Annotated in this window: 5 protein-coding genes; 2 read left to right on the top strand and 3 right to left on the bottom strand. The window is 36.7% G+C overall.

Annotation, left to right across the window (positions count from 1 at the left end; all coding sequences use genetic code 11):
- Positions 1–420: 420 nt before the first annotated feature.
- Positions 421–1,863, top strand: a complete 1,443-nt coding sequence (locus ACAM30_RS13300; RefSeq protein ID WP_369615100.1) for an alpha-amylase — start codon at positions 421–423, stop codon at positions 1,861–1,863.
- A gap of 397 nt (positions 1,864–2,260) precedes the next feature.
- Positions 2,261–3,853 carry a peptide chain release factor 3 gene (locus tag ACAM30_RS13295; RefSeq protein ID WP_369615099.1) on the top strand — a complete coding sequence of 531 codons (1,593 nt, stop codon included), beginning with the start codon at positions 2,261–2,263 and terminating at the stop codon, positions 3,851–3,853.
- A gap of 332 nt (positions 3,854–4,185) precedes the next feature.
- Here the strand turns inward: ACAM30_RS13295 and ACAM30_RS13290 are convergent, their stop codons facing one another.
- The 3 genes from ACAM30_RS13290 to rpoB all read right to left on the bottom strand — a co-directional run bounded on the left by ACAM30_RS13290 (position 4,186) and on the right by rpoB (position 12,915).
- On the bottom strand, positions 4,186–4,497 hold the full coding sequence (locus tag ACAM30_RS13290) for a DUF3467 domain-containing protein (protein ID WP_017496730.1): 312 nt from the start codon (positions 4,495–4,497) through the stop codon (positions 4,186–4,188).
- 12 nt (positions 4,498–4,509) lie between these two features.
- On the bottom strand, positions 4,510–8,817 hold the full coding sequence (gene rpoC, locus ACAM30_RS13285; RefSeq protein WP_026110014.1) for a DNA-directed RNA polymerase subunit beta': 4,308 nt from the start codon (positions 8,815–8,817) through the stop codon (positions 4,510–4,512).
- A gap of 285 nt (positions 8,818–9,102) precedes the next feature.
- The gene (gene rpoB, locus ACAM30_RS13280; protein WP_369615098.1) at positions 9,103–12,915 is read right to left on the bottom strand and encodes a DNA-directed RNA polymerase subunit beta; all 3,813 of its coding nucleotides are present in this window, start codon (positions 12,913–12,915) and stop codon (positions 9,103–9,105) included.
- Between the last annotated feature and the right edge of the window lie 138 nt (positions 12,916–13,053).

Genomic DNA, 13,053 nt, shown 5'->3' with positions numbered 1-13,053 from the left:
CTTTTGACTTATAACGAACAAAAATAACAATTCAATTACATAATACAACTATCGGCTATACTATTAACAAAAAATTATAGAGATGTCCCTTAATTTGCTTCGAAACGAACTTCTCAACCTCATTAAACTATAAGGAGAAAACGATCCTAAGTTATCCGTAAACCACTAAATAACAGCCACAAGAAACATACAATACTAAATTTCAAGCTGTTAAACATACGGACAATTAAAAAAGTTATTAATACTACAACGTTTTCGTTGGATAACTAATTTCCTGCAAAATCAAATGAGATCAAAAAACACATACTTTAGTTATGTAATTGATAATTTAAAGAGGAAAAACTGCGAATAAAACACTCTTTTCCCCTCGCTAAAATGCAATTACAAACTTTATTAACTTTTTTAACCAAACCGAAAATCATGAAAAAACCAATTGTACAACTTTACCTGATTGCAGCGATTACTGCATTCTTAGGTTCGTGCTCGCAAAATGAAACCATTGAAACAGATTCCAGAGCTCAGAGCGAACAATTTGAAATTATTAACGTTACACATCATGACGGAAGGCCCTTTAGTACAGGAGCTTCCAATTCTTCCTCAACCGGAAAATATGTAGACAATCCCGGGGGCGGAGTTATGATGCAGGCCTTTTACTGGGATGTTCCTTCGGGAGGAACCTGGTGGAATACAGTAAGCAGCAAGGTAACCGCCTGGTCTAACGCAGGAATTGGTTCAATATGGCTTCCTCCCGCTTCTAAAGCACAAAACGGGGCTTTCTCTATGGGATATGACCCTACAGATTATTTTGATTTTGGAGATTACAACCAAAATGGCTCTGTAGAAACCCGTTTTGGTTCAAAAACCGAGCTGGTTAACTTAATTACGAACGCACATGCCGAGAATTTAAAAGTATACGCAGACATCGTGATCAATCACAATAGCGGCGGGCAATCGGAAGCGAATCCTTTTACCGGAACAAACACCTGGACTAATTTTAGCGGAGTAGCTTCAGGAAAATTTACTCGTAATTATAACGATTTCTACAAAAACAGCTACGGCAATAATGATGAAGGTGCTTTTGGAGGCTTTCCTGATTTATGCCATGCCAGCCCGTATGTGCAGGACTGGTTGTGGATAAGAGCTGACGGAGTGGGTAAATACTACAAAAACACCATGAAGTTTGACGGCTGGAGATTCGATTATGTAAAAGGTTTTGGCGCTTGGGTCGTAAACTCATGGAATGCGAATGTAGGAGGGTTTTCTGTTGGTGAATTATGGGACTCTAATGTAAATACTCTGAATGATTGGGCAAACAATGCTAACAGTTCTGTATTCGATTTCGCCTGTTACTATAAAATGAATGATGCTTTTGACGGAAATAATCTGGCACTTTTGAATGATGACATGATGTGGAAAAGAAATCCGTACAAAGCAGTGACCTTCGTAACCAATCATGATACCGATGAAATCTGGAGCAAATTACTTGCTTATTCTTATATCCTGACACATGAAGGTTACCCGACTATTTTTTACAGGGATTATGAAGAATGGCTGGACAAGAACAAACTTAACAACCTAATCTGGATTCACAACAATAAAGCGACCGGAACAACTTCTATTTTATACGCTGACAATGACGAATACATCGCCAGAAGAAATGGTTACAACGGAAATCCCGGATTGGTTGTCTACATTAACAATTCTGACACCTGGCAGGAAAGATGGATCCAGACGAATTGGGCCAATACTCAAATTAAAGATTTCACCGGAAATTCAAGCTGGTACCCTACAACTCAAGGAGATAAATGGGTAAAAATACAATGCCCGCCAAAAGGATATTCCATTTGGTCAATTAATCAATAATTTAAACTTAAAATAACGATCAGGCTGTCTTAAATCAAGACAGCCTTTTTTTAATGCACCCCGGAAGGGCGCAATTTTGATAACAAAACACCCTGTACTTTAAAAAAAACCTCCAGGATAAGATATATCGCTCCTACGGAGCTTTTTTCTGTCTACGATTCTGTTTGCTATAAAGATTTTGCTCCGCTGGAGCTAAGATATCAAATTTAAATAAGGCATCACCATCCATTTATCTTCAAAAGCCTTTTTAATTAAGAAAAGCGACTATTTTCCTTTTGAAAGAGTACCCTATTTTATCTTAAAACATCTTTTTAAAAGAAAGTCTTCCAAATTTAAGAACTGAATATTTTTATAAAGCTGTATTTAATAGTACTTTTGCAACCTATTTATACGAAATATGAGCTTTTTAAAAGAAATACAACGCAGAAGAACATTTGGAATTATATCGCATCCTGATGCCGGTAAAACAACTTTAACTGAAAAATTATTGTTGTTTGGAGGGGCTATTCAGGAAGCGGGAGCTGTAAAAAATAATAAAATCAAAAAAGGAGCAACGAGTGATTTCATGGAAATCGAACGCCAAAGAGGTATTTCGGTTTCAACCTCTGTACTTGCTTTTAATTATAAAGACAAAAAAATCAATATTCTTGATACTCCGGGACACAAGGATTTTGCCGAAGATACTTTTAGAACTTTAACTGCTGTAGACAGTGTTATTGTTGTAATTGACGTTGCAAAAGGGGTTGAGGAACAAACGGAGAAGTTGGTAGCGGTTTGTAGAATGCGTAACATTCCGATGATTGTTTTCATCAACAAATTAGACCGTGAAGGAAAAGATGCTTTTGATTTGATGGACGAGGTAGAACAAAAACTTGGACTTACGGTTACACCTTTGAGTTTCCCGATTGGCATGGGGTATGATTTTCAGGGAATTTATAATCTTTGGGAAGAAAACATCAATCTTTTTAGTGGAGACAGCCGTAAAAATATCGAAGAAACAATTGCTTTCTCTGATGTTCAGAACAATCCGGAACTAGACAAAATTGTAGGTCAAAAAGCAGCTGAAAAACTTCGTGAAGAATTAGAACTGATTGATGAAGTGTATCCAAAATTTGATCGTCAGGATTATTTAGACGGAAAAATCCAGCCAGTATTTTTTGGTTCTGCATTAAACAACTTTGGAGTTCGTGAATTGTTAGATTGTTTCGTTACCATTGCTCCGTCTCCAAGACCAAAAGATTCTGAAACCCGTTTGGTTGATCCGAAAGAAGAAAAAATGTCAGGTTTTGTGTTCAAAATCCACGCGAATATGGATCCTAAACACAGAGACCGTCTGGCTTTTATTAAAATTGTTTCGGGAACTTTCGAAAGAAACAAACCTTATTACCATGTTCGTCAAAAGAAAAATTTAAAATTCTCAAGTCCGAATGCCTTCTTTGCCGAGAAAAAAGAAATTGTAGACATTTCTTATCCTGGAGATATTGTAGGTTTACACGATACAGGAAATTTCAAAATTGGAGATACCTTAACGGAAGGTGAAATCATGAGTTTCAAAGGAATTCCAAGTTTCTCTCCTGAACATTTCCGATACATCAACAATGCCGATCCTATGAAAGCTAAGCAATTGGACAAAGGTGTGGATCAGTTAATGGATGAAGGTGTTGCGCAGTTGTTTACCCTTGAAATGAACAATCGTAAAGTAATTGGTACCGTTGGAGCGCTTCAATACGAGGTAATTCAGTATCGTTTAGAGCACGAATATGGTGCAAAATGTACTTATGAAAACTTTCCTGTACACAAAGCTTGCTGGGTAAAACCAGATGACGCTAAAAATGAGGAATTCAAAGAATTTAAACGTATTAAACAAAAATTCCTTGCACATGATAAATACGGTCAGTTGGTATTCCTTGCCGATTCAGACTTTACAATACAAATGACACAAAGCAAATATCCAAGTGTGAAACTGTACTTCACTTCAGAATTTGACTAAGAAATTTTAAAATTTCAACTATAAAAAAAGCGCTAATTATAAAAATTAGCGCTTTTTTTTAATTTGAATTAATCCAACCTTAATTAGTTTTTATACTCCAAAAATTAATCTCTTTTTATATAAGCGGTCGCAAGCTAGTACAATTCATTTGCAATAAAAAATTTTGTCGACGAAAGTGAAAATAAATCCGTTGAACCGCATTGCTTATTTACCACAAATCAAAATTTGCAAACGTTTGCAAAAATGATATAAATCTTCATTGTACAGCTTTAAAAGCTATTACAGATTCCTTCTACTAATAAAAAAAGCCCCATTACTGGGGCTTTTAAAATTTATGCTTGTCCCGCAGGACCAAAATTAAGCGGTATTGGAGCTTGTTCTGTCTCTTTGATTTCGCCATGGGCGACTTCAAAACGATGAATATTTTCACCAATTGCTTTTAATAATCTTTTAGCATGTTGTGGCGTCAGGACAATTCTTGACTTTACTTTGGCTTTAGGAATACCAGGCATAATACTCACAAAATCTAAAACAAATTCTGATGATGAGTGATTGATAATTGCAAGATTAGAATAAATTCCTTCTGCAATAGTTTCATCTAACTCGATATTAATCTGTTCTTGCTGTTGGTTCGGATTACTCATAGGTTCCTAATATTAATAAATATATTCTTCTTTATTAGCCATCATTTCATTGTAATCGTCTTTAGATCCTACAATAGTATTATCGTATTCTCTCATACCAGTTCCCGCAGGAATTCTGTGTCCAACAATTACATTTTCTTTCAATCCTTCTAAATCATCTACTTTACCAGCTACAGCAGCTTCGTTAAGTACTTTCGTTGTCTCCTGGAATGAAGCCGCAGAAATGAATGATTTAGTTTGTAGCGAAGCTCTTGTAATACCTTGTAAAACTGGCGTTGCAGTTGCAGTAATTACATCTCTGGCTACAACCAGATTTTTATCATTTCGTTTCAACAATGAGTTTTCATCACGTAATTCACGAGGAGTAATGATCTGACCTGGTTTCAACACAGCAGAATCACCAGCATCTTCAACTACTTTCATACCGTATAATTTATCGTTTTGAACGATAAAATCTTTAGTATGAATCAATTGATCCTCTAAGAATAAAGTATCACCCGGATCCTGAACTCTTACTTTACGCATCATTTGACGAATAACTACCTCAAAGTGCTTGTCATTAATTTTTACTCCCTGAAGACGGTATACCTCCTGAATTTCATTTACCAAGTACTGTTGAACAGCAGCTGGCCCTTGAATTCTTAAGATGTCATCTGGTGTAATTGCACCGTCAGACAATGGTACTCCTGCTCTTACGAAGTCATTTTCCTGAACTAAGATCTGGCTTGAAAGTTTAACCAAGTACTTCTTGATCTCACCAAATTTAGATTCGATAACGATCTCACGGTTACCTCTTTTGATTTTACCGAAAGAAACAACACCGTCGATCTCAGAAACAACTGCCGGGTTTGAAGGGTTACGAGCCTCAAGCAACTCCGTAATTCTTGGAAGACCTCCTGTAATATCGCCTGCTTTAGAAGAACGACGAGGGATTTTCACTAATACTTTACCTGCTTTAATTTTCTCACCATTCTCAACCATTAAGTGTGCACCTACCGGTAAGTTGTACGAACGAATCAATTCACCTTCTTTACCGTAAACCAATAAAGTTGGGATTAATTTTTTGTTTCTTGCCTCAGAAATTACTTTCTCCTGGAATCCTGTCTGCTCATCAATTTCAACCATGTACGATTGCCCTTGCTCTAAATCTTCGTAAGCAATCTTACCAGTAAATTCAGAAACAATTACACCGTTATATGGATCCCACTTACAGATTACAGTTCCTTTAGCTACAGCTTCACCATCTTTAACAAAGATACTAGAACCGTAAGGAATATTATGTGTATTTAAAACGATTCCAGTTTTCTCATCAACTAATTTTAACTCAGTTGAACGTGATACTACGATATCTACCGCATTACCTTCGCTGTCCTCACCTTTAACCGTTTTTAAATCTTCAATCTCAAGTCTACCTGCGAATCTTGTAACAATACTAGACTCTTCGGAGATACCTCCTGCAACCCCTCCAACGTGGAACGTACGGAGTGTTAACTGTGTACCTGGCTCTCCAATAGACTGAGCTGCAATAACTCCGACAGCTTCTCCTCTTTGTGTCATTTTTCCGGTAGCTAAGTTTCTACCGTAACATTTAGCACAAATACCTTTTAAAGCTTCACAAGTTAATGGAGATCTAACTTCTACTCTTTCAATAGGAGAAGCTTCGATAGTCTTCATGATAGCCTCTGTAATCTGGTGACCTGACTGAACTAATACTTCATTAGTTAAAGGATTAATCACATCTTGCAATGCAACACGTCCTAAAATTCTTTCTCCTAATGATTCAACGATTTCCTCATTTTTCTTCAATGCAGAAACTTCAACACCTCTTAAAGTTCCACAATCCTCAATGTTAACAATAACATCCTGAGAAACGTCATGAAGCCTTCTTGTTAAGTAACCAGCATCCGCCGTTTTAAGAGCGGTATCCGCAAGACCTTTACGAGCACCGTGAGTAGAAATGAAGTACTCCAAAATCGAAAGACCTTCCTTAAAGTTAGAAAGAATCGGGTTTTCAATAATCTCACCACCACCGGCAGTAGATTTTTTAGGCTTAGCCATCAAACCACGCATACCTGTTAACTGACGAATCTGCTCCTTAGAACCCCTCGCCCCAGAGTCAAGCATCATATATACAGAGTTGAAACCTTGTTGGTCTTCTCTAATATTTTTCATTGCTAATTCTGTTAACTGAGCATTTGCTGAAGTCCATACGTCAATAACCTGGTTGTAACGCTCGTTATTTGTGATAAGACCCATGTTATAGTTAGTTGAGATACCTTCAACTTGCTCTCTGGCATCTGCAATTAACTTCGTTTTTTGTTCCGGGATTCTAATATCACCTAAAGAGAATGATAAACCTCCTCTAAATGCGAATTTATACCCCATATCTTTCATATTATCCAAGAAAGCTGCCGTTGTAGGTACATCAGTCACACTTAAAATGTGTCCGATAATATCTCTAAGATTTTTCTTAGTCAATACGTCGTTGATATATCCGGCTGCTTCAGGTACTACTTCGTTAAATAATACACGTCCTGCAGTTGTTTGAATAATTTGGTACACTAATTCTCCGGCGTCATTAAAATCTTTAGCTCTAATTTTCACACGAGCATTCAATTCTAATCTTCCTTCGTTTAATGCAATGTTTACTTCTTCAGCAGAATAGAAAGTCAAATCCTGACCAATAATTTTGTGATCTTCCGTAGAAATACGCTCTTTGGTCATATAGTATAGACCCAAGACCATGTCCTGAGAAGGTACAGTAATTGGAGCACCATTTGCAGGGTTCAAGATATTGTGAGAAGCCAACATTAATAATTGCGCCTCTAAAATAGCCTCTGGTCCTAATGGTAAGTGAACTGCCATCTGGTCACCATCAAAATCCGCGTTAAACGCCGTACATACTAATGGGTGTAGCTGAATCGCTTTTCCTTCAATTAATTTTGGCTGGAATGCCTGGATACCTAATCTGTGCAAAGTAGGAGCACGGTTTAGCAATACCGGGTGTCCTTTAATTACGTTTTCAAGGATATCCCAAACTACCGGCTCTTTTTTGTCGATTATTTTCTTAGCAGATTTTACTGTCTTCACAATACCTCTTTCGATCAACTTACGGATCACGAAAGGTTTGTATAATTCAGAAGCCATATCTTTTGGCAATCCACACTCGTATAATTTCAACTCTGGACCAACAACAATTACCGAACGAGCAGAATAATCCACACGTTTTCCAAGTAAGTTTTGACGGAAACGTCCTTGCTTACCTTTTAAGGAATCAGATAATGATTTTAATGGTCTGTTTGATTCTGTTTTAACAGCAGAAGCTTTACGTGTGTTATCGAATAATGAATCTACAGATTCCTGTAACATACGTTTCTCGTTTCTTAAGATCACTTCTGGAGCTTTAATCTCCATTAATCTTTTCAAACGGTTGTTACGGATGATTACACGACGATATAAATCGTTCAAATCTGAAGTTGCAAAACGACCTCCATCAAGTGGTACAAGCGGACGTAATTCCGGCGGGATAACTGGAACCACTTTCATAATCATCCATTCCGGACGGTTTTCGCGGTTTTCGTTAGACTCACGGAAAGATTCTACAACTTGTAATCTTTTTAAAGCTTCAGTTTTTCTTTGTTTAGAAGTCTCGTTGTTAGCGCTGTGTCTTAATTCATAAGATAAAGCATCTAAGTCAATACGAGCCAATAAATCCATAATACACTCCGCTCCCATTTTAGCAACGAATTTGTTTGGATCTAAATCATCTAAATATTGATTCTCTTGTGGAAGAGTATCTAAAATGTTTAAGTATTCTTCTTCAGTTAAGAAATCTAATCTTTGTAGAGATTCTCCATCTGCATTTTTAGCAATACCTGCTTGAATTACTACGTATCTTTCGTAGTAAATGATCATATCTAATTTCTTAGATGGAAGACCAAGGATATAACCAATTTTGTTTGGAAGAGAACGGAAGTACCAGATGTGAGCAATTGGCACAACAAGGTTGATGTGTCCTACTCTGTCACGACGTACTTTTTTCTCTGTAACTTCTACACCACAACGGTCGCAAATGATACCTTTGTAACGAATTCTTTTATACTTACCACAAGCACATTCGAAATCTTTTACTGGTCCGAAGATTCTTTCGCAGAAAAGTCCGTCACGCTCTGGTTTGTGAGTTCTGTAGTTAATTGTTTCCGGCTTTAAAACCTCTCCTCTTGATTCTTTCAGGATAGATTCTGGTGAAGCCAATCCAATAGAAATTTTGTTAAATCTTTTTACTGGATTTTTGTCTTTATTGTTTCTGTTATTCATCATAGTTTTTACTATTGATTTATTTTGCAATTAAAAAATTGAATTTAGATTTATAATCTACTCTTTAAAAAATTCAAAGAGTTAATCATTCAGCTACTACCTCGGGTTACTTCTCTAAACTTCAAAATTTAATTTGAAGCGCTAGTTATATAATGCCTTGCATTACTATAAAAAATCGGAACGGGTTACGGGTATAAATCTTTAAAAACTTCTAACATTTAGTAAACAGTTTCAGTCCCAGTTTTCAGTGCGGGACTGAATACTGAGACTGTAACTGAAAACTTTTATTTATTCTTCCAAACGAAGATCTAAACCTAGACCTTTCAATTCGTGCATTAATACATTGAATGATTCTGGTAAACCTGGTTCTGGCATAGTTTCACCCTTAACGATAGCTTCGTAAGTTTTAGCTCTACCAATAACGTCATCAGACTTAACCGTTAAGATTTCACGTAGTGTACTAGAAGCTCCATAAGCCTCAAGTGCCCAAACCTCCATCTCTCCAAAACGCTGACCTCCAAATTGAGCTTTACCTCCAAGTGGCTGTTGCGTAATCAATGAGTATGGTCCGATAGAACGTGCGTGCATCTTATCATCAACCATGTGTCCTAATTTAAGCATGTAAATTACACCCACAGTTGCTTTTTGTGCAAAACGCTCTCCAGTACCACCATCATAAAGGTGAGTATGTCCGAAACGTGGTACTCCGGCTTCATCTGTCAAAGCATTGATTTGGTCTAAAGAAGCACCGTCAAAAATTGGAGTAGCAAATTTTCTACCCAAGTTCATACCGGCCCATCCAAGAACAGTTTCATAAATCTGACCAATGTTCATACGAGATGGTACCCCAAGTGGATTCAATACGATATCTACCGGTGTTCCGTCTTCTAAGAATGGCATATCTTCATGACGAACGATTCTTGCAACAATACCTTTGTTACCGTGACGTCCTGCCATTTTATCACCTACTTTTAACTTACGTTTTTTAGCGATATAGATTTTAGCCAATTTCAAGATTCCAGATGGCAATTCGTCTCCAACTGTAATAGTGAATTTCTCTCTTCTTAAAGATCCTTGTAAGTCGTTCAGCTTAATTTTATAGTTATGAATTAAATCATTAACCATTTTATTAGTAGCGTCATCAGCAACCCATTGACCTTTGCTTAAGTGAGCAAAATCCTCTACTGCGTAAAGCATTTTTTGAGTATATTTTTTACCTTTTGGTAAAACTTCTTCACCCAAATCGTTCATTACACCCTGAGATGTTTTTCCGTTAACGATCAGGAATAATTTCTCAACCAATCTGTCTTTTAATTCAACAAATTTAGTTTCGAATTCCATTTCTAAAGCGCCTAAAGCATCTTTATCCTGAGTACGTTTACGTTTATCTTTAACGGCTCTTGCAAATAATTTTTTGTCAAGAACTACACCATGTAAAGATGGAGAAGCTTTCAATGAAGCATCTTTTACATCACCTGCTTTATCCCCGAAGATTGCACGAAGCAATTTCTCTTCCGGAGTAGGATCTGATTCTCCTTTTGGCGTAATTTTTCCGATCAAAATGTCGCCAGGCTTAACCTCTGCTCCAATTCTGATCATACCGTTTTCATCTAAATCTTTAGTAGCTTCTTCAGAAACGTTAGGAATATCGTTTGTTAACTCTTCATTTCCTAACTTCGTATCTCTAACCTCTAATGAATAATCATCAACGTGGATAGAAGTAAAAATATCATCACGAACTACTTTTTCAGAAATTACAATCGCATCCTCAAAGTTATACCCTTTCCATGGCATGAACGCAACTTTTAGGTTTCTACCTAAAGCTAATTCACCATTTTGAGTAGCATATCCTTCTGATAATACCTGTCCAAGAACCACTCTGTCACCTTTTCTTACGATTGGCTTCAAGTTGATACTTGTTCCCTGATTGGTTTTTCTAAATTTAATTAAGTTGTATGTTTTCTCATCAGCATCAAAACTAACCATTCTTTCATCTTCAGTACGGTCGTATTTGATAGTAATAATATTTGCATCAACGTATTCTACAGTTCCATCTCCTTCAGCATTAATCAATACTCTCGAATCTGAAGCTACCTGACGCTCTAAACCTGTACCAACAATCGGAGCTTCAGGACGGATCAAAGGAACCGCCTGACGCATCATGTTAGATCCCATCAACGCACGGTTCGCATCATCATGCTCCAGGAAAGGAATTAACGAAGCCGAAATCGAAGCAATCTGGTTAGGTGCAACGTCAGTATAATGTACAACTGAAGGTTCAACAACCGGGAAGTCACCTTCCTCACGAGCAATAACATTGCTTGCTGTAATTTTACCAGTCTCATCCATTTCAATGTTTGCCTGAGCAATCATTTTTCCTTCTTCTTCTTCAGCGCTTAAGTAAATTGGAGTACTTTCTAAATCAACTACACCATTAGTTACTTTACGGTATGGAGTTTCGATGAATCCCATTCCGTTTACTTTTGCATAAACACCAAGAGATGAAATCAAACCAATGTTTGGTCCCTCTGGAGTTTCAATCGGACATAAACGACCATAGTGCGTATAGTGAACGTCACGAACCTCGAAACCAGCTCTTTCTCTCGAAAGTCCACCTGGTCCAAGTGCAGAAAGTCTTCTTTTGTGTGTAATCTCAGCTAATGGATTTGTTTGATCCATAAATTGAGACAACTGGTTTGTACCAAAGAAAGAGTTGATAACTGATGATAATGTTTTAGCATTAATCAAATCAATTGGTGTAAACACCTCGTTATCTCTAACGTTCATTCTCTCACGAATAGTTCTTGCCATACGTGCTAAACCAACACCGAATTGTTGAGACAATTGTTCTCCAACTGTTCTAACACGACGGTTTGATAAGTGATCAATATCATCAATCTCAGCTTTTGAGTTGATCAATTCGATCAAATATTTCACGATTGTAATGATATCTTCTTTGGTAAGCACCTGCTTGTCCATAGGGATATCTAAATCTAACTTTTTGTTCATTCTGTAACGACCAACTTCACCTAAGTTATAACGTTGATCAGAGAAGAACAATTTATCAATAATACCACGAGCAGTTTCTTCATCAGGCGGTTCTGCATTACGCAATTGTCTGTAGATATGCTCAACAGCTTCTTTTTCAGAGTTTGTTGGATCTTTTTGTAATGTGTTGTGGATAATAGCATAATCTGCCTGGTTATTATCCTCTTTGTGTAACAAAATAGATTTAACGTTAGAATCGATGATCTCTTCCACATTATCTTTGTCGATAATAGTATCACGATCAAGGATGATTTCGTTACGTTCGATAGAAACTACCTCTCCGGTATCTTCATCAACGAAATCCTCGTGCCAAGTGTTCAATACACGCGCAGCAAGTCTTCTTCCAATATACTTTTTGATACCTGTTTTAGAAACTTTAATTTCTTCAGCTAAGTCGAAAATTTCAAGGATGTCTTTATCTCTTTCGAAACCTATAGCACGGAATAAAGTTGTTACCGGTAATTTTTTCTTTCTATCGATATACGCGTACATAACGCTGTTAATATCTGTAGAAAATTCTATCCAGGATCCTTTAAAAGGAATTACTCTGGCAGAATATAATTTTGTTCCATTTGCGTGGAATGATTGTCCAAAGAAAACCCCAGGAGAACGGTGTAGCTGAGATACTACTACACGCTCAGCACCATTAATTACAAAGGTACCACTTGGCGTCATGTAAGGAATTGTTCCAAGATAAACATCTTGTACAATAGTTTCAAAATCTTCGTGTTCTGGGTCTGTACAGTATAGTTTTAACCTGGCTTTTAAAGGCACACTATAGGTAAGTCCTCTCTCTATACATTCTTGAATTGTATAACGTGGCGGGTCTACAAAATAATCCAGGAACTCCAATACAAAGTTGTTTCTTGTATCTGTAATTGGAAAGTTTTCCATGAAGGTGTTGTATAGACCTTCGTTGCCTCTTTCGTCAGATTTAGTTTCTAATTGGAAAAAATCTTTAAAAGATTTAACCTGAACATCTAGAAAATCCGGATAGTCAGGAATATTTTTTGTAGAGGCAAAATTCAATCTTTCAGTCTGATTTGTTATCATCAATGAACAAAATTTTGATTAAAAAAAAGTAGTTTTTTGTGTAAAACACATTGTTTAGTTTATACTTTCTTTTTAGAATCAATACATCTTTAAAAATAAACCGGATAAATCAAGCTCTATTTTTTTTCTTCGTATTGA

The sequence above is a fragment of the Flavobacterium sp. CFS9 genome, from assembly GCF_041154745.1.
In the GTDB taxonomy this organism is placed as follows: Bacteria; Bacteroidota; Bacteroidia; order Flavobacteriales; family Flavobacteriaceae; genus Flavobacterium.
The sequence above is the reverse complement of the archived record's forward strand: the minus strand, read 5'-3'. Positions and strand labels throughout refer to the sequence as shown.

What these genes read in the sequence shown, in the direction of transcription:
- ACAM30_RS13300 (WP_369615100.1), top strand. Translation starts at nt 421, where the DNA reads ATGAAAAAACCAATTGTACAACTTTACCTGATTGCAGCGATTACTGCA.
- ACAM30_RS13295 (WP_369615099.1), top strand. Translation starts at nt 2,261, where the DNA reads ATGAGCTTTTTAAAAGAAATACAACGCAGAAGAACATTTGGAATTATA.
- ACAM30_RS13290 (WP_017496730.1), bottom strand. Translation starts at nt 4,497, where the DNA reads ATGAGTAATCCGAACCAACAGCAAGAACAGATTAATATCGAGTTAGAT.
- rpoC (WP_026110014.1), bottom strand. Translation starts at nt 8,817, where the DNA reads ATGATGAATAACAGAAACAATAAAGACAAAAATCCAGTAAAAAGATTT.
- rpoB (WP_369615098.1), bottom strand. Translation starts at nt 12,915, where the DNA reads ATGATAACAAATCAGACTGAAAGATTGAATTTTGCCTCTACAAAAAAT.